This window comes from Vibrio sp. SCSIO 43132, from assembly GCF_019904195.1.
GTDB lineage: Bacteria > Pseudomonadota > Gammaproteobacteria > Enterobacterales > Vibrionaceae > Vibrio > Vibrio nigripulchritudo.
The window spans coordinates 626,148-645,712 of sequence record NZ_CP063199.1 but is presented as its reverse complement, the minus strand read 5'-3'; the positions used below and the strand labels follow the sequence as shown (position 1 = coordinate 645,712).

The window sequence follows — 19,565 nt, the reverse complement described above, 5'->3', positions numbered from 1 at the left end:
CTCTAGGAGCTTTAGCTCTAATAAACGCTATCTACTTTTACTGCTTCCTGAGTCAGCCAGTAGTTTTTTTCCGAATCAGTAAGCTGTAGACCAACATCCACCTTTTCAGCTTCATCCAATGGCATATCCGTACTGAATGCCACTTCCCAGCGGTTTTCACTGTGGTTTCTTACATCAATTGCCTCAATCTCAACCCATTGAGACATGTCCCCTTGCTTGATGATCAGTGCCTTAGCATCTAAGTGAGCAGGCAAGTCATCACGACCATCCAGATACAAAGCGCCATGCAACATATGCCCTTGTTCACCCTCTATACCTGGCATTTTATTCAGCCACAAGTTCACCGTCATACGAACCGTTGTACCGGCAACTGTCTCTTGTGCCGTCGTCTTTTCCCACGGCACTGCGCTAGAATCTTGATGTTGAGCGCACCCAGCCACAGCTAACACCGCCACTAAAGCCAGCTTTTTCATTGTTGTTTTCCTTTTTCGTTTTCTAACCACGCTTTAAGAATATCGATATCGTGTTTATAGCCACCCCGGATTTCTTCAACCCAGTCATGGATGTTTTCCCACCAGGCAGCAAGTTCTGGTGATTGTGCTTTCTGAGCCACACTCTGAATATGTTTGAGTCCAATCGACCCAGCAGCCCCTTTGATCTTATGGGCTTCAGATACGATGCCGTCTTGATCTTTTGCCATCATATTGGAGTCCAACACTTCCATGTATCCCGGCATCATGCTTTCAAACAGCTTAATGCTCTCAAGGACAGGTTGTGTACCGACGATACCGACGTAGGATTCTAACATCTCCAAATCCAAAATCTGACTGGTGAGCTGAGTTTCTGAAGATGGACTAACTTCCGGCTCTTCATTGCACACTTTTTCATCAACCACGGAAGGAAGATCGGACAGAGCTAATGCTTTTTTAATTCCTTTTACAGACAAAGGTTTACTGATGACTTCATCCATCCCTTTGCGAAGGTAATCGGCTTTGTCTTTTAGAACATTGGCGGTTAACGCAACCAAAGGCGGCAAGTGTTTGTAGTGCTCTCGAAACGATGACGCCACATCAAATCCGGTCATGTCTGGTAGCTGGATATCGAGCAGAACAAGATCATATTGTGTCGGCTCAAATTTGGCGATGGCTTCTTCACCTGTCATCGCAACTTCCACACTGTGACCAAGGCTCTCAAGCAAGGAGCGAGCAACAGTGATATTAAGTTCGATGTCTTCCACCATAAAGATGCGCAAAGACTGATTAATGTGGCTATCAATGATGGATTCATCACTGTCGATCTCTACCAATGGGGCTTTCAATGTCACGGTAAATGTACTGCCAAAGCCTTCTTCACTGGCAGCTTCGATGTCACCACCCATCATATTGATTAACTGACGGGAAACGGCCAGACCGATACCAGTGCCTACGGCATGTAGGTTGTCTTTACCCGATTTCACCTGATAATACATGGCGAAGATCTTCTCTAACTCCGCTTCCGGAATCCCAATCCCCGTATCTTCAATCTCAATGGTGATCTCGGCATGGTCATCAACAATGTCGGAACTGACACTCATGACAACGCCACCTTCTTTGGTGAATTTCATCGCATTGCTGATCAAATTCCAGAGCACCTGACGAAGCCTGGTGGCATCTACGTCAATTCCTGATGGCAGCTCGGTCAGTCTTTCTAAATCAAACCGCAGTCCCTTCTGCTCAGCCATCAGGCTCGATAGGCTTTCGATTTCTGCAACAAACTCGGTGAAATCGAGTGGTTTAGGGAAAAGTTCGAGCTTGCGACGATCAAACTTATCCATATCAATGATGTCATTGAAAATATTGCCCAAGCTCACCGCACTCACGTTGATGGTCTGCATGTACTGACGCTGTTCCTGCGACAGCTTGGTGTCGAGCAACATACGGCTTAAACCTACAATGCCGTTGAGAGGAGTACGCAGTTCGTGGCTGATGGTTGAAATAAACGTCGTTTTGTCCTGACTCGCTTTCTCTAGCGCATCCTGATATTTCTTGCGCTCAGTAATGTCACGACCAAACCCAACCAGACCAAGGTGTTTGCCTTCTTTGCTGTAGAAAGGCACCTTACGCAGTTCGAAGTACGCTTTGCGTCCATCCGGGTATTCCAGCCACTGTTCGTAAGTCAGCGAGTTGTTGTTCGAGAAGACCTGCTCATCGGTTTCCACTACCTGTTGCGCCACTTCTTTGCTGTAAACATCCCAAGGAGTCAGCCCGACCAGGTCATGCTCTCGCTTACCGGTCAAATCCTCCATCGCGCGGTTACAACCCGAAAACTCACCCTTGGCGTTTCGGTAGTAAATCAAGTCTGGAGAGGCATCGATGAATGAGCGCAAAAGTGCGGTTCTTTCTGCCAGTTCAACCTGAGCTTTTTCTCTCTGAAAAACCTCGCTTTCCATGTCTCTCAGCAATTGCTCTCTGGCGACTTCCACTTTTTGTCGTTCTTCAATCTCCAGATTCAACTGAAGAATGTTCTCCTGCAGTTGCTGGTTTAGCTCCTGATCTCGTGAACGCATGTCTTTGAGTTTTGAAACCAGCTTGGACAGACGCTGTCGGGATTCTTCAAGCTGATCCACCACAACAGAAAGGAAGTACACCGCCCAGGGTGTAATCAGAAGACCAAAGAAAACGGAACGGATTATGTCGATATCATCAACCATCCCCTGTAAGGCGAGCGTAATACCAACCTGAACAAATACGGCGAGGGCAACCAGTGCCAAAGCGAGAAGAATAGAGAAACGCACAATACCCAGTTTGACTAGCAGGTCGACATAGTATTGCGCCAGATTCTTAATCGGCTTCATGAAAGCTCCGTTTAAAATGAAGAAAGCAGCGCACAGAAACCCGTATTGTAACGGGAGTTGGGAGAAGAAACTTAATGACGCCTCACATCCGCGCTAACACAATGAAATCAAACCATTTGGGATTGATTACGCCCTTTTTGTTTGGCTTTGTAAAGCGCCTGATCTGCCATAGAAATGAGCTGACTAGGCATTTCTGTAATAGCGGGAACACAAGAGACGATTCCGATACTGATGGTGATCCGGTCGGAAACTGGCGAATGGTCATGGCCGATGTTTAAGTCGTGCACGCTTTGCTGAATGTTTTGCGCAACGTTGATCGCCCCTTCAGAGCTGGTATCCGGCAGAATAAAAGCAAATTCTTCACCACCGTATCGCGCAACACAGTCAGATGAACGTGAAAGCACTTTTTCAAATGTCGCCGCCAGTTCAATTAACGCTGAGTCGCCACGCTGATGACCGTAGTTGTCGTTGTAATCCTTAAAATGGTCAACATCACAAAGCATAACGGTGAGGGATTTTTGCTGACGAACGTGTAAACGCCACAACAATTCCAGTTGCTCGTCGAAGCGACGTCGGTTGGCGACTTTGGTTAATCCATCAATAAAGCTCAGTTTTTCCAGCTCCCGGTTCGCTTTTTCCAGTTTTTCTTCCACTAAAAAGCGTTCCGTGACATCGCGTGCCATGACCAGAACACCGTTTGTACCTGAAGCGGGGTTACGATACGGGGCTTTCACCACGTCATACCAGATTGTGTCACCACTGGTACGCTCAACACGGTCGATGTAGCGTAAGGTGGTGCCTTCCTGCATGACCTTGTCATCGCTGTCTTTGTATCTCATGTAGGCATCGCGAGAGACAACTTCTTCTACTCGTTTGCCAATCAGATCATTTGGCTTTGCCACGCCAAGGGCTTCCACATAAGGCTGGTTACAGGCTTCATAAATTCGGTTTTGATTGAACAGGCCAATAGGGTCCGGGCTGGCTTCAAGTATCGACTGCAGTATGGTGTCTCGCTGCGCCAATGCGATTTCTGTGTCTTTACTGCGCTCCATTTCGTCACGAAGTGCCTGCTGGGTATGGTGCCAGTCTGTCACATCGTAACTGATACCTATAGTGCCAATGACATCACCGTTATCGTTGGTGAGCGAATTCAATCGGGTTTCAAGCAAGCACGACTGACCGTCTTCAGAGGTCGTCCATCGCTGCTGACTGTGTCTTTGTTTGCTTAGCTGTCTGGCGCTGTTTTCACCTTCTTCTGCCCGACCTTTCCAAAACTGTTCAAACGCACGGTTGGTTCCCATTAGCTCGCCCACTTTGTCGGTAAAGAAAACAGGCTGGGAAATAGAATCTAATACTCGTTTTGCGATCACTAAAGATTGCTGAGCTTCTGTCTGTTCACGTTCAGAAAGCTGATAGGGAGTTAAATACGTTATCCAGACACTTTTGCGTTGATAGCGCGTTTTGCGTCCGGAAAAGGTTAAAACGATATCGTGATGTTCAGAGAGAGACAGGTTGTGATGAAATGTAGATTGACGAGACTTTGCGTTCTCGTTCATCAGCTTAATGAGCTCATCATTCGAAACCGTATCTGGCAAAAGATACTTTTCGCCAACCCGACGAATCGCCAGAAGTTGTAAGGCTTCTGTATTGGCATCCAGAACGCAGCCAGATGATGCATCTAATGCAACCATTGCCGTTGGAGTATCATGCAGCAAAGTGATGAGCTGTCTATTGAAATGCAGGCGGGCTGCCAAAGCCAATGATGCTCCAGCCAAGATTGCCACTATATCAATTCCAAAACCATGGGTGTTATCCCAGAGCCAGTGAACAAAGTCTTCCATTATGATATTCGCCTGTTTTGCCTGATATGCCCAAGTGACCTCAAAATACAGGATTCAGAGCTTTATCTCCTGTCTCAGTTCAAGGAAAAGAACGCAGCGTAATGAGCGATCTTTTCCAAATTCTTTAACGAAGAAATGAGTCAGGAGATAAGCTCCCAAGGGCGAGTTTGCTTGGTTTTCATACTGTGTTATCGATTTTTGATTAAGAACCACTAAACCTTCAAATCGATGCCTTGTCTGAAAAACAAGCCATCCTCGCTGAACCTAGTATTTTGAGGTTACTTGGGCATAAGATTGTACACAAAAGCAGGCATTCGTGTTTAATTGAATTCGTAGTTCTGATGAATTGAACTTCAATTATTGAGCTTTAAATATTTGGCTTTACATACTCAAACGGAGTCCCGATTAAGCTGCCCTGTACACCAAGCTTATCAAGCGAACGACCAATTTCCGTCATCGCCAGCCAACGCTGTTCACACCAATCCGGTGCCAATAAGGTCGGTTTTCTCGCAGATGCACTGACACGGTGATACACCACCTCGGGAGGCGTTCTTCTTATCATTTCAGAAGCAATGTCGACATACTCCTCCATTTTTGGAGCATTCATTCGCCCTGCTTTCCAGCTTTTGGCCATGATACTCCCCTCTACTATATGAAGGGGGTGAAGCTTGATACCGTCAGTACCTACGTCAGTCACTTTGTCTAACGTATCCAGGCAAGTGGCTTTATCTTCGCCAGGCAAACCGACAATTAGGTGAGTACAGACCTTTATACCCAGTGCCCGTGCCTTTTTGGTGATTTCAGCATAGCACTCAAAATCGTGCCCTCGGTTAATTCGCTTGAGGGTTCTGTTGTTCGCCGTTTGTAAACCTAGCTCAAGCCAGATCTCAAACCCTTGACTCACATAACCAGAAAGAAGTTCCAGAACCGCATCAGGAACGCAATCCGGTCTGGTTCCGACGCAGAGCCCGACAATGTCTGCGTACTTCAGCGCTTCTTCATACATGGATTTGAGCACCTGAACTTCGGCATAGGTACTGGTGTACGCCTGAAAATACGCCAGATACTTTTTGGCACGAGTCACCTCGCCCGCTCTATCAGTTAGCTGTTCCTGGATGCTTTTTACCTGTGCCTGTTCATCAGCAAAGGACGCGACGTTGCAGAAAGTGCATCCACCCACGCCAATCGTACCGTCACGGTTTGGGCAACTGAATCCTCCATGTAAGGTCAGCTTATGGACTTTCTCACCATATCGACGCTGTAAATCTTGCCCAAGTGTATTTACTGATTCATGCAACTGCTTCATGACTTTTCAAATTGCCTCAACAAAAGAATCTTCTTTTAGCCTGAAAACCCAGTGTCATATGAACAAAAAAACATCAAACAAGAATCATTCTCATCTGTGTAATTAAATTACAAAACACCGAAAATTATCACCATATTTTAGAAGCACGAAAAAGCTGGATTACGGACAAAAATCAATAAAGATGCAGAAAACACAGGAAAAAGTGCAGATGTTATCGTTTTGTTAAGCTAAAACTGCATAAATCCGCTGAAAAAATGTGCATTTCAAGTAAACTTTGAATGGCTTTTGCCATTACAAAAATGTAGGATAGTTACACAAATCACGTTTTTTTGAGCAATGTCGGCCAAATAAAGAACGCGAATTAATCGGAAGATATCCACTCCCCTCAATACAAACGCCTAATAATCAGGCAATTCACGATGGATATCACCAAGGAATAGTGCTCTTCGCTAATTAAACTTCCGCGAAGAGCAGAAAGGAATCAAGACCATCAACACCGATGGTTTCGAGTTCAAAAATATAAAAAGGAACAGGTGCGTTTGCGCGAGTAAGTTGCGCCTGTAAAAAACTGGAAGGATGTATCTATGGTAGATAGAGAGCAGAAGACACAAGGTCTTTATACTCCTGAACTGGAGCATGATGCTTGTGGTATCGGTTTTGTCGCTCACCTAAAAAACCGTAAATCTCATGAAGTTGTTACTCAAGCTCTAGACATGCTCGCTCGCATGGAACACCGTGGCGGTCAGGGTTGTGACCCTTGCTCTGGTGATGGTGCGGGTATTTTGCTTCAAAAGCCTCACGAGTTTCTGTTAGAGGAAACCGTCAAACAGGGCATCAAACTCCCCTCTTTTGAAAAGTACGGTGTGGGTGTTGTTCTGTTTCCTAAAGACGAACATAAACGCGCTCAGTGTCGTGACATTCTGGAACGCAATGCGAAACGCCTGGACTTAGAAATTCTTGGGTATCGTGTTCTTCCTGTCGACAACTCAATGATTGGTGCGGATCCACTCAGCACAGAGCCTCAGTTTGAGCATGTGTTTGTCACTGGTGGTCCTGGTACAACACCAGACGAGCTAGAGCGTAAGCTTTACGTGCTGCGTAACTACACCGTTCGTGTGTGTCTGGAAAGCGTGTCAAACATTGGTGATGATTTCTACATCAACTCCATGTCTTGCAAAACCATCGTCTATAAAGGTCAGCTAACAACAGAGCAAGTACCTCAGTACTTCCTGGACCTTCAAAACCCGACTATGGTTACCGCGCTTGCCCTTGTGCACTCTCGCTTTTCTACCAATACCTTCCCGAAATGGCGCTTAGCTCAGCCTTTCCGTTACATTGCCCACAACGGTGAAATCAACACGGTTCGCGGTAACCTGAACTGGATGAAAGCGCGTGAAGCCATTTTGGAATCTGACCTGTTTACTCAGGCAGAGATCGACATGCTTCTGCCTATCTGTCAGGAAGGCAGCTCGGATTCATCTAACTTCGACATGGCGCTTGAGCTCCTGGTCCTTTCTGGTCGTAGCTTGCCTCATGCGTTAATGATGATGATCCCTGAAGCATGGCAAGAAAACAAAAACATGGACCCAACGCGTCGTGCGTTCTACCAATACCACGCTAACGTGATGGAACCGTGGGACGGTCCGGCTTCTGTTTGTTTCACCGACGGTGTTCAGGTAGGTGCCACACTTGACCGTAACGGTCTGCGTCCATCTCGCTACACAGTAACGAAAGATGACTTCCTAGTGATGGCATCAGAATCCGGTGTAGTAGAAATTGAACCTGAAAACGTTGAATTCCGTGGTCGTCTGCAACCTGGCCGTATCTTCGTGGCTGACCTTGAGGAAGGTCGCATCATTTCTGATGAAGAAGTGAAAGACGGCATCGCCAACGCGCAGCCTTATGAGAAGTGGGTCGACGAAAACCTGCTTAGCCTTAAGAAGCTGCCAGACGCGAGCAACGAATTTAACCAGCCTTCTCCAGAGAAACTACTCCACAAACAACAATCGTTTGGTGTGAGCTCGGAAGAAGTGAACGAAATCATTGTTCCAATGGCAAAAGATGGCAAAGAGCCACTTAGCGCCATGGGAGCAGATTGGCCGCTGGCAGTGCTTTCGCACCAGTCACAGCACCTGTCTAACTACTTTAAGCAGCTATTTGCTCAGGTAACCAACCCACCAATCGATCCGATTCGTGAGCGTATGGTCATGTCTTTGAATACCTACCTGGGTAAAGATCAGAACCTGCTGACAGAAACACCTGTTCACTGTCAGAAGGTAGAGCTGGAATCTCCGGTTCTTTCTAACTCTGAACTTGAAAAGTTACGCGCTATCGATAACGAACACCTGCAAGCGAAAACGCTGGATATCGTATTCCAGGCGAACGAAGATGCAGGCAAGCTTGAGCGTGCTCTAAAACGTATCTGCCAATACGCAGAAGACGCGGTTATCGATGGTTACTCAATCATCCTGCTGACTGACCGTGCAGTGAACTCAAACCACGCTGCAATCCCAGCAATGCTGGCTGTCGGCGCCGTTCACCACCACCTGATTCGCAAAGGCTTACGCGCTAAGTGTGACATCGTAGTGGAAACGGGTGACGCGCGTGAAACGCACCACTTCGCCACGCTGGTCGGTTACGGTGCAAACGCTGTAAACCCATACCTTGTCGTTGAGACAATGGTAGCGCTGCAGCGCACTAAGAAACTGGATCCAGAAGCCAGTATCAGCGACCTGTTCGAGAACTACCGCAAAGCCATTAATGGCGGTCTGCTTAAGATCTTCTCTAAGATGGGTATCTCGACACTTCAGTCTTACCACGGCGCTCAAATCTTTGAAGCTCTGGGGATCAGCAAGTCTGTGGTAGAGAAATACTTCACAGGTACCGTCACTCGTATCGAAGGTCTCACCATCGATGACATCGCGAAAGAAGTTTTGGTTCGCCACCGTGTCGGTTACCCGACCCGTGAAATCCCGGTTCAGGTTCTGGATGTGGGTGGCGTTTATCAGTGGAAACAGCGTGGTGAAAAGCACCTGTTTAACCCTGAAACAATCTCATTGCTTCAGCAGTCGACTCGCAACAAAGATTTTGCTCAGTTCAAGCAATATGCAAGCGCGGTTGATGCACAAGGCGACAACGCTGCCACATTGCGTAGCCAGCTAGACTTCGTGAAAAACCCGGCAGGCTCGATTCCTGTGGAAGAAGTGGAACCAATCGAAAGCATCCTCAAGCGTTTTGCTACGGGTGCAATGTCGTTCGGTTCTATCTCTTACGAAGCACACTCAACCCTAGCGGTTGCGATGAACCGTATCGGTGCGAAATCCAACTCAGGTGAAGGCGGCGAAGACCCAGCACGTTTCGAACGCAAGAAAAACGGTGACTGGGAACGCTCTGCTATCAAGCAGGTGGCTTCAGGTCGTTTCGGTGTCACTTCTTACTACCTGACCAACTCAGATGAAATCCAAATCAAGATGGCTCAGGGCGCGAAACCGGGTGAAGGTGGTCAGCTACCGGGCGATAAAGTAGACGACTGGATCGGTGCGACTCGTCACTCCACTCCGGGCGTCGGTCTGATTTCTCCACCGCCACACCACGACATCTACTCTATCGAGGATTTGGCGCAGCTGATTTACGACCTGAAAAACGCTAACCGCGCAGGTCGCGTCAATGTGAAGCTGGTATCCGAAGCAGGCGTAGGTACGATTGCCTCTGGTGTTGCCAAAGCAAAAGCCGACGTGGTTCTTATCGCTGGCTTTGATGGCGGTACTGGTGCTTCACCAATGTCCTCTATCCGTCACACGGGTCTTCCTTGGGAACTGGGCTTGGCAGAAACTCACCAGACACTTCTGAAAAACGGTCTGCGTAACCGTATCGTGGTGCAAACCGACGGACAGATGAAAACGCCACGTGACCTTGCCGTTGCGACGCTTCTGGGTGCAGAAGAATGGGGCGTGGCGACAGCCGCTCTGGTTGTAGAAGGCTGTATCATGATGCGTAAGTGTCACAAAAACACCTGTCCAGTAGGCATCGCAACTCAGAACAAGACACTCCGTGAGCGCTTTGATGGTCGTGTTGAAGACGTTGTTACTTTCTTCCAGTACATGGCTGAAGGTCTGCGTGAAATCATGGCTGAGCTTGGCTTCCGTACCATTGATGAAATGGTTGGTCAGTCTCAGAAGCTGAAAGTACGCGACAACATCGCTCACTGGAAATACAAGAACCTAGACCTCACGCCAGTGCTGCACATTGAGCAAGCGCGTGAAGAAGATGGTGTCTTCAACCAGAAAGAACAAAACCACAACCTTGAAGAAGTACTGGACCGTAAGCTGATCGAACTGGCGCAGCCTGCGCTGGAGTTTGGTGAACCAGTCAGCGCAGAGCTGAAGATCATCAACACCGACCGTAGCGCCGGAACCATGCTGTCTAACGAGATTTCTAAAGTCTACAAAGACCAGGGCTTACCACAGCCAATGCACGTTAAGTTCAGCGGCAGTGCGGGTCAGTCATTCGGTGCCTTCCTTGCCAAAGGTGTGAAGTTTGAAGTCGAAGGCGACGCAAACGACTACTGGGGTAAAGGCTTGTCTGGCGGTACTTTGGTGCTATACCCAGACGCGAAATCCAGCATTGTTGCGGAAGACAATATCGTTGTCGGTAACGTATGTTTCTACGGCGCGACGTCCGGTGAATCTTACATTCGCGGCATGGCGGGTGAACGATTCTGTGTACGTAACTCCGGTGCCAAAGTCGTTGTTGAGGGCGTGGGTGACCACGGCTGTGAATACATGACAGGTGGCGTCGCAGTTATCCTTGGCTCTACAGGTCGTAACTTTGCGGCGGGCATGAGTGGCGGTGTTGCTTACGTTTGGGATACAGCGGGTGATTTTGAAACCAAGCTCAACCCAGAACTGGTCGACCTGGACCCAATTGAACAAGAAGACGAAGACTTGCTGCGTGAGATGCTCACTAAGCACGTTGAATTCACAGGAAGTGAAGTTGCTCAGTCTTTCCTTGATAACTTCGAAGCCAGCTTAGCCACCGTGGTGAAAGTTATGCCACGCGACTACAAAGCGGTGCTTCAGAAGCGTAAAGCGGAAGCAGAACAAAACCAAGAAGTGGAGGCAGTGTAATGGGTAAGCCTACTGGATTTTTAGAGCATGGTCGTGAGCTTCCAAGAAAGCTCGACCCTAGCGTTCGTATTGAGAACAACAAAGAGTTTGTGCTGAACGAAGAGTTTGGCACCAAAATCAATACTCAGGCTTCTCGTTGCATGGATTGTGGTGTGCCGTTTTGTCATAACGGCTGCCCGATTGGCAACATCATTCCTGAATTTAACGATGCGGTATACCGCGACAGCTGGGAAGAGGCGTGGAACATTCTAAGTTCTACTAATAACTTCCCAGAGTTTACTGGTCGCGTCTGCCCTGCTCCTTGTGAAAGTGCGTGTGTATTGGGTATTAACCAAGACCCAATCACCATCTGTAACATCGAGAAAACCATTGTTGAAACAGCCTACCGCGAAGGTTACGCCAAGCCGAAAACGCCTCGCTCGCGTTCGGGCAAAACTGTCGCCATTATCGGAAGTGGTCCTGCCGGTCTGTCTGCTGCAGAGCAGCTAAACAGCGCGGGTCACCTAGTGACGGTATTTGAGCGCGATGAAAAAGTCGGTGGTCTGCTGCGTTTCGGTATTCCTGATTTCAAACTCAGCATGTCTGTCATTGATCGTAAAATCGACCTGATGGCAAAAGCGGGCATCAAGTTTGTTGTAAATGCGCACATTGGTGTCGACATCAACGCAGTTCAGCTACGTGAAGATTTCGATGTGGTTCTGCTGACTGGTGGTTCTACTGTCCCACGTGATCTGCCAGTTCCGGGTCGTGAGCTGAAAGGCGTGCATTTTGCGATGGAGTTCTTAGGTCAGAACAACCGTCGTGCAAATGACATGGATCTGAAAACTGAAGAAATCCACGCCATAGACAAACACGTTGTCGTGATTGGTGGTGGTGACACAGGTTCTGACTGTGTGGGTACTTCTAACCGCCACAAAGCAGCGAGCATCACTCAGGTAGAAATCATGCCGATTCCACCAGAGAAGCGCCCTGCAAACATGCCATGGCCTCAATACCCGATGATCATGCGTACTTCGACATCTCATGAAGAAGGCTGTGACCGCCACTGGAATATCCTGACCAAAGAGTTCATCGGCAACGATGATGGTCAGGTAACAGGGCTTCGCATTGCAGACATCGTCTGGAAAGACGCCAAAGCGGGTGAGCGTCCAACGTTTGAAGAAATCGCGGGCAGTGAGCGCGTGATCCCTTGTGATCTGGCATTCCTGGCGATGGGCTTCCTACACCCAGAACCAACCGGCGTTCTGGCTCAGCTCGATATCAAACTGGATGATCGTGGCAACGTCGCGACTCAAGACTTCCAGACTAATCAAGATGGTGTCTTTGCTGCGGGCGATATGCGTACAGGTCAGTCATTAGTTGTTCGTTGTATCAACGAAGGTCGTGAATGTGCGCGTGCTATCGATGAACACCTGATGGGTAACACTAACTTAGAAGCGAAAGCGGATTCTTTGATGCTTTCAGTATAAAAAATAGGGAAAACTGTTCTCGGTTTTCCCAACTCCTTCCTGAACTTTGCCAGCACACATGTGCTGGCATTTTTTATACCTGTTTTTGTAAATTAATTGTTAATGCAAATATCATAACTCTTTGTTTGTAAAATATTTAAATGGAATAAAACTCCAAATTCCACCCTTATTTCCGACAAATCCCCAATAACTTGACGTTTTCTATCATTAGCTATAGGTTGTGAAGTTGGTGAAAACAAAATGACACCGCAATGTTAATAAAACAGAGAGTTTGGCAACTATAATAAATGGGTGAGAACACCCAACGCCCACTCCATATAACTATAAAAATAAGTTACACACATCCCTTACCAGGAAGGTAGGAAGCAAAGGGAGAATGCAATGGCTCTTTACGATCCACGTCTTGAAAAAGACAACTGTGGATTCGGTTTGATCGCCCATATGGAAGGTCAGCCGAGTCACAAACTTGTCCGCACGGCTATCTCAGCCCTCGACAGAATGACACACCGTGGTGGTATTGCCGCCGATGGAAAAACCGGTGATGGCTGCGGACTTTTACTTCAAAAGCCAGATTCATATCTGCGCTTAATCGCCCAGGAAAACGGTTGGAACCTAGGTAAACAGTACGCGGTTGGTATGATTTTCTTCAGCCAGGACACCGCAAAAGCACAACAAGCAAAAACCATCATCAATGAAGAGCTGGCTAAAGAGACGCTCACCATTGCGGGTTGGCGCGATGTGCCCACTAATACTGACGTGTTAGGCCCTATCGCAACAGAATCCGTTCCAACGATTGAACAAGTCTTTATATCGGCGCCCGCAGGTTGGCGCGAGCGTGATATTGAACGCCGCCTCTACATTGCCCGCCGCCGCATTGAAAAACGTATAACCGACGATGACGATTTCTACATCTGTAGTCTGTCCACTCAGGTCATCGTTTACAAAGGGCTGTGCATGCCTGCGGATCTGCCTCGTTTCTATCTCGACTTAGCCGATCTGCGTATGGAATCTGCGATTTGCCTGTTCCACCAGCGTTTCTCTACTAATACACAACCTCGCTGGCCACTGGCTCAGCCATTCCGGTATCTGGCACACAATGGGGAAATCAATACCATTGAGGGCAACCGCCAATGGGCACGCGCACGCGCCTATAAGTTTTCCTCTCCTCTCTTGCCGGACTTGCAAAGTGCCGCTCCGTTCGTGAACGAAACAGGCTCGGACTCTTCCAGTCTGGACAACATGTTGGATCTCTTCCTTGCAGGAGGAATGGACGTGTTCCGCGCGATGCGCATGCTGGTGCCGCCTGCGTGGCAAAACCACCCAGATATGGACCCAGAGCTCCGCGCTTTCTACGATTTTAACTCCAAACACATGGAGCCATGGGACGGTCCGGCCGGCATTGTTTTGTCTGACGGTCGCTACGCTGCCTGTAATCTAGACCGTAACGGACTTCGCCCGGCGCGTTATGTGATCACCAAAGACAACCTGATCACCCTTGCCTCAGAAGTGGGTATCTGGGATTACGCTCCGGATGAAGTATCCGAAAAAGGTCGCGTTGGTCCCGGCGAGCTTTTGGTCATCGACACCCGAAAAGGCAAGCTGTGGCAATCGTCTGAAATCGACAACGATCTCAAGAGCCGTCACCCTTACCGCGAGTGGATGGACAACAACGTCCACCGCCTGACGCCTTTTGCTGAGCTAAACGAAGAAGAAGTCGGTCAACGCAGCTTCGATGCCGATGAGCTGAAGGTGTACCAAAAGCAATTTGCCATGAGTAACGAAGAGGTCGATCAGGTCCTTCGAGTGCTCGGCGATATGGGCCAAGAAGCCGTCGGTTCTATGGGTGATGACACCCCTATGGCAGTGCTTTCCTCCAAAGAGCGACTGGTTACCGATTACTTCCGCCAGAAGTTCGCTCAGGTAACCAACCCACCGATTGACCCATTACGTGAAAAACACGTGATGTCACTGGCCACCAGCGTTGGTCAGGAAATGAATGTGTTCTGCGAAACCGATGGACACGCTCATCGCGTGGCATTTGATTCACCCGTGCTTCTCTACTCAGACATGCTCCAGTTGCTTGAGCTGAGCGACGAACACTACCGCAATACTATTCTGGACATCAGCTTTAACCCTGATGAAAAATCTCTGGAACAAGCCATTCTGGACTTGTGCGATCAGGCAGAAGAAGTCGTTCGTCAGGGTACGGTACTGGTGGTGCTCTCTGACCGAGACATTCAAAAAGGCAGATTGCCGATCCCTGCTGCTATGGCAGTCGGGGCAGTACAGACACGCCTTGTTGATGCCAACTTGCGCTGCGATGCCAACATTTTGGTGGAAACCGCAACCGCCCGTGACCCACACCAATTTGCGGTGTTGCTAGGCTTTGGTGCGACTGCGGTATACCCGTATCTGGCATACGAAGCGCTGGGAAAAATCATTGATGATGGCGCACTGGATCGCACCTATGGTGAAGCGATGCAGAACTATCGCAACGGCATCAACAAAGGTCTGTACAAAATCATGTCCAAAATGGGCATTTCGACCATTGCATCGTACCGTTGTTCGCAACTGTTTGAAGCTGTGGGTTTACACCAGGACGTGGTCGACCTGTGCTTTAAAGGTGTGACCACTCGAATTCAAGGGGCGTCGTTTAGCGACTTCCAACAAGACATATACAACCTTTCACGCAAAGCCTGGGCGAAACGCAAACCTATCGATCACGGCGGTCTGTTGAAGTTTGTGCACGGCGGTGAATTCCACGCCTACAACCCTGATGTAGTCGGCACCCTGCAAACCGCAGTGAAATCGGGTGAAGCATCGGATTACCAATCCTACGCCAAACAAGTCAACGAACGCCCGATTGCCATGCTTCGCGACATGCTCAAGTTGAAGAAAGCCGATAAACCTTTGCCACTGGAAAAGATTGAGCCAAACACTGAATTGTTCAAACGCTTCGATTCTGCGGCGATGTCGATTGGTGCACTCAGCCCTGAAGCTCATGAAGCCTTGGCGATGGCGATGAACCGTTTGGGTGGTTACTCCAACTCAGGTGAAGGTGGTGAAGACCCACGTAGATTTGGCACCGAGCGCAACTCCCGAATCAAACAGGTGGCATCCGGTCGCTTCGGTGTTACCCCACACTACCTGACCAATGCCGATGTATTACAAATCAAGGTCGCACAAGGGGCGAAACCCGGTGAAGGCGGTCAGCTTCCAGGCCATAAAGTGACGGCAGAAATCGCCAAACTGCGATATTCCGTACAGGGTGTCACCCTGATTTCACCGCCACCTCATCACGACATTTATTCGATAGAAGATTTGGCTCAGCTGATCTTCGACCTGAAGCAGGTTAACCCAAATGCTTTGGTGTCCGTCAAACTGGTGTCTGAACCGGGTGTAGGCACCATTGCCACAGGTGTTGCCAAAGCGTATGCCGATTTGATCACCATTTCCGGATACGACGGCGGCACCGCAGCCAGCCCACTGACCTCAGTTAAATACGCAGGTTGCCCTTGGGAATTAGGTTTGGCCGAAACCCAGCAAGCGCTGGTCGCAAATGGGCTTCGCCATAAGATTCGCCTGCAAGTGGATGGCGGATTGAAAACCGGTCTGGATGTAGTGAAAGCCGCCATTCTGGGTGCAGAAAGCTTCGGCTTTGGTACTGCTCCTATGGTCGCCATGGGCTGTAAGTTCCTGCGCATCTGTCACCTGAACAACTGCGCCACTGGCGTAGCGACGCAAGATGAAACCTTGCGCAAGCAATACTTCAAAGGCTTACCCGATATGGTGGTCAACTACTTCACAGGATTAGCCGACGAAGTAAGAACCATCATGGCTGATCTAGGGGTGGAAAAACTCACCGACCTGATTGGCCGTACTGACTTGTTGGAAGCGCTAGAAGGTATGACGGCTAAGCAAAGTAAGCTGGACCTGTCTGGCATTCTGGAAAAGCCAGTATCACCGCAAGATCACCCAGTGTACTGGACGCAGCCAAATACCCCATTTGATAACGCCGCGCTCAATCAGAAGATCATGTCCGATACCCTAGCGGCTGTTGAAGCCAAACAAAGCGCCAGCTTCTACTACGATGTGATCAATACGGATCGCTCGGTCGGAGCACGACTGTCGGGTGAAATAGCTAAGCGTTACGGTAACCAAGGCATGGCATCCACTCCGGTTAAGCTGCACCTCAATGGCACAGCTGGTCAGTCGTTTGGTGTCTGGAACGCTGGTGGTGTTGAACTCTACCTCACTGGGGATGCCAACGATTACGTAGGCAAAGGCATGGCTGGCGGTAAGATTGCCATCAAGCCGCATCTGGGTACGGCATTTACCTGTAACGAAGCCACCATCATCGGTAACACCTGCTTGTACGGTGCCACAGGCGGCAAGCTGTTTGCGGCTGGTAAAGCCGGTGAACGTTTTGGCGTTCGAAACTCTGGCACCATTGCCGTTATTGAAGGCGCAGGCGATAACGCGTGTGAATACATGACAGGCGGTGTGGTCGCGATTTTAGGCGCAACAGGCGTAAACTTTGGCGCAGGTATGACTGGCGGCTTTGCTTATGTTCTGGACACAAACGACGACTTTGCAGGGCGCGTGAATAACGAATCGGTCGAAGCCATTTCTCTGGCGGATCTCTATATCCATCAAGAGCATTTGAGAGGATTGATCGCTGAGCATCTGGACGAAACAGGTTCTGCCCATGCAGAAAACATTCTGGCGAATTTTGATGAGTGGATCCCTAAATTCTACTTGGTGAAACCGCAAGCCGCTGACCTGAGAACATTACTCGGTCACCAAAGTCGTAGCGCAGCTGAGTTGCGTGTTCAGGCACAGTAAGCAGGGAGAGATTCATGAGCCAGAACGTATACCAATTTATTGATGTAAAACGCGTAGACCCAGCTAAAAAGCCGCTTAAAGTACGCAAAATTGAGTTTGTAGAAATCTACGAACCTTTTACTAAACAACAAGCCACCGCACAGTCGGATCGCTGCCTGGACTGTGGCAACCCTTACTGTGAGTGGAAATGCCCGGTTCACAACTACATTCCGCAATGGCTAAAACTCGCCAATGAAGGGCGAATTTTAGAAGCGGTGGAACTGTCTCACCAAACCAACAGCCTGCCAGAGGTATGCGGGCGAGTATGCCCGCAAGATCGTCTGTGTGAGGGTTCTTGTACTCTTAATGACGACTTTGGTGCCGTCACCATTGGTAATGTGGAGAAATACATCACCGACAAAGCCTTTGAAATGGGCTGGAAACCAGACATGTCTGGGGTGGAATGGACAGACAAAAAAGTCGCCATCATCGGCGCTGGGCCTGCTGGTCTCGCCGCCGCCGATATTCTGGTGCGTAACGGCGTAAAACCCGTGGTCTTCGACCGCTACCCAGAAATCGGTGGTTTGCTGACGTTTGGTATCCCTTCCTTCAAACTGGAAAAAGGCGTGATGGAAAATCGTCGCCGAGTCTTCAGCGAGATGGGTGTGGAATTTCGCATGAACGTTGAAGTGGGCAAAGATGTTCAACTTCAGGAACTGGTGGATGATTATGATGCCGTTTTCCTGGGGGTCGGAACCTACAAAAACATGCGCGCCGGGCTAGAAAACGAAGACGCACCGGGCGTATACGACGCCCTGCCATTCCTTATCTCCAACACGTACAAAGTCATGGAGCTTGAAACCGATGACCCGTTTGTCGATATGGCAGGCAAGCGCGTGGTGGTTTTGGGTGGTGGTGACACCGCTATGGACTGTGTTCGTACTTCCGTTCGCCAGGGTGCCAGTAACGTTATCTGTGCCTATCGTCGAGACGAAGAAAACATGCCCGGCTCTCGCCGCGAAGTGAAGAACGCCAAAGAAGAAGGCGTTAACTTCATGTTCAACCTTCAGCCGCTGGGTGTTGAAGTAAACAAAGAAGGCAGAGTCGTCGGCGTAAAAGTCGTTAAAACAGCGTTGGGTGAACCAGACGAAGCCGGTCGCCGCCGTCCAGAACCTGTGGCTGGCAGCGAACACATATTGGATGCTGATGCAGTGATCATGGCGTTTGGTTTCCAGCCACACAAAATGAGTTGGCTCGAACCGTTTGGCGTGGACTTGGATCAGTGGGGTCGAATCAAGGCGCCTGCGGATCAAGAATTCCAGTTCCAGACCTCGAACAAAAAGATCTTTGCTGGTGGCGACGCCGTAAGAGGGTCTGACTTAGTGGTTACTGCCATAGATGAAGGTCGAAAAGCGGCAGAAGGCATTCTGGATTTCTTAGAAGTTTAACTCGCCATTTCCACACCACTTCATTAACCTAAAAGCAAAGAGCACCAAGCTCTTTGCTTTTTTATTATAAGGAGAATGCTTCCATGAAAACTCTCGGCGTCCTATTCGGCTCTCTGGTTTTCCTTACTGCTTGCAGCCAAGAACCCACCTCGATTCCAGACCGAACTGCGCATCCTTGTGGTGACAGTCCAAACTGTGTGTCCACCATTGATGAGCGCGAAGATTTTGCGATTAAGCCGTTTAAGCTCACTTCTGCGGATGTCACCTTGGAACAAATCGAAGCACTGGCGTTAACCATGCCGGGCTCAGTCACTGCCACAAAAGATGGCGACTACATACGCCTTGAGTACACCAGTGACTTCTTTGGTTTTGTCGATGACTTGGAAATCAAAGTCAGCGATGGTTATTTAATTGTTCGCTCTGAGTCACGAACTGGGCATTCCGACTTTGGCGTAAACCGCGAGCGTGTGGACGAGTTGCGTAAAATCTTGCTTGAGAAAGGGCTTATTCACTCCCACTAACCCCTTTTTACCTTTCCCTGATACCCGATAAAACGATTTGTGACCGTCATGGACACAAATCGTCCAACAACTGCTAACGAATATTCAATCTATTGAGCACAAACTGATTACCGATAAATAAGCCCGAGAATTGCGCTCAAGCCTCCTACCTACCCTGGTACTTAACGACTTGTTTTGATGTGTATTTCCTCGGTTAG

At 48.9% G+C, this 19,565-nt stretch carries 9 protein-coding genes; 5 read left to right on the top strand and 4 right to left on the bottom strand.

Annotated features, from left to right (window positions below; genetic code table 11):
• Positions 1-17: 17 nt before the first annotated feature.
• The 4 genes from INR79_RS02965 to INR79_RS02950 all read right to left on the bottom strand — a co-directional run bounded on the left by INR79_RS02965 (position 18) and on the right by INR79_RS02950 (position 5,980).
• Positions 18-473 (bottom strand): hypothetical protein, encoded by a 456-nt coding sequence (locus tag INR79_RS02965; RefSeq protein WP_223095973.1) that lies wholly within the window; start codon positions 471-473, stop codon positions 18-20.
• Complete coding sequence (gene arcB / locus INR79_RS02960) at positions 470-2,833, bottom strand: aerobic respiration two-component sensor histidine kinase ArcB (protein WP_223095972.1); 2,364 nt, start codon at positions 2,831-2,833, stop codon at positions 470-472. Before arcB ends, INR79_RS02965 begins: the two co-directional genes overlap by 4 nt.
• Positions 2,834-2,940: 107 nt before the next feature.
• A complete protein-coding gene (locus INR79_RS02955) occupies positions 2,941-4,674 on the bottom strand; it encodes a diguanylate cyclase domain-containing protein (protein ID WP_223095971.1) in 1,734 nt (577 codons plus the stop codon).
• A gap of 367 nt (positions 4,675-5,041) precedes the next feature.
• Positions 5,042-5,980 (bottom strand): TIGR01212 family radical SAM protein, encoded by a 939-nt coding sequence (locus INR79_RS02950; protein WP_223095970.1) that lies wholly within the window; start codon positions 5,978-5,980, stop codon positions 5,042-5,044.
• 584 nt (positions 5,981-6,564) lie between these two features.
• On the opposite strand from INR79_RS02950, the gene gltB (INR79_RS02945) reads away from it, so the two are divergent.
• The 5 genes from gltB (INR79_RS02945) (at position 6,565) to INR79_RS02925 (ending at position 19,368) form a co-directional block, all read left to right on the top strand.
• Positions 6,565-11,106 carry a glutamate synthase large subunit gene (gltB, locus tag INR79_RS02945; RefSeq protein WP_223095969.1) on the top strand — a complete coding sequence of 1,514 codons (4,542 nt, stop codon included), beginning with the start codon at positions 6,565-6,567 and terminating at the stop codon, positions 11,104-11,106.
• Positions 11,106-12,575, top strand: coding sequence for a glutamate synthase subunit beta (locus INR79_RS02940; protein WP_223095968.1), 1,470 nt, complete (start codon positions 11,106-11,108; stop codon positions 12,573-12,575). The genes gltB (INR79_RS02945) and INR79_RS02940 overlap by 1 nt, the downstream gene beginning before the upstream one ends.
• Before the next feature lie 381 nt (positions 12,576-12,956).
• A complete protein-coding gene (gene gltB, locus INR79_RS02935) occupies positions 12,957-17,420 on the top strand; it encodes a glutamate synthase large subunit (protein WP_223095967.1) in 4,464 nt (1,487 codons plus the stop codon).
• A 14-nt stretch (positions 17,421-17,434) separates the two neighbouring features.
• Complete coding sequence (locus INR79_RS02930; RefSeq protein WP_045966069.1) at positions 17,435-18,847, top strand: FAD-dependent oxidoreductase; 1,413 nt, start codon at positions 17,435-17,437, stop codon at positions 18,845-18,847.
• An 83-nt stretch (positions 18,848-18,930) separates the two neighbouring features.
• On the top strand, positions 18,931-19,368 hold the full coding sequence (locus tag INR79_RS02925; RefSeq protein WP_223095966.1) for a DUF1499 domain-containing protein: 438 nt from the start codon (positions 18,931-18,933) through the stop codon (positions 19,366-19,368).
• Positions 19,369-19,565 lie beyond the last annotated feature (197 nt).

Bases quoted from the DNA above. Each gene is read 5' to 3' on its own strand.
- gltB (WP_223095969.1), top strand. From the start codon at position 6,565: ATGGTAGATAGAGAGCAGAAGACACAAGGTCTTTATACTCCTGAACTG.
- arcB (WP_223095972.1), bottom strand. From the start codon at position 2,833: ATGAAGCCGATTAAGAATCTGGCGCAATACTATGTCGACCTGCTAGTC.
- INR79_RS02955 (WP_223095971.1), bottom strand. From the start codon at position 4,674: ATGGAAGACTTTGTTCACTGGCTCTGGGATAACACCCATGGTTTTGGA.
- INR79_RS02940 (WP_223095968.1), top strand. From the start codon at position 11,106: ATGGGTAAGCCTACTGGATTTTTAGAGCATGGTCGTGAGCTTCCAAGA.
- INR79_RS02930 (WP_045966069.1), top strand. From the start codon at position 17,435: ATGAGCCAGAACGTATACCAATTTATTGATGTAAAACGCGTAGACCCA.
- gltB (WP_223095967.1), top strand. From the start codon at position 12,957: ATGGCTCTTTACGATCCACGTCTTGAAAAAGACAACTGTGGATTCGGT.
- INR79_RS02965 (WP_223095973.1), bottom strand. From the start codon at position 473: ATGAAAAAGCTGGCTTTAGTGGCGGTGTTAGCTGTGGCTGGGTGCGCT.
- INR79_RS02950 (WP_223095970.1), bottom strand. From the start codon at position 5,980: ATGAAGCAGTTGCATGAATCAGTAAATACACTTGGGCAAGATTTACAG.
- INR79_RS02925 (WP_223095966.1), top strand. From the start codon at position 18,931: ATGAAAACTCTCGGCGTCCTATTCGGCTCTCTGGTTTTCCTTACTGCT.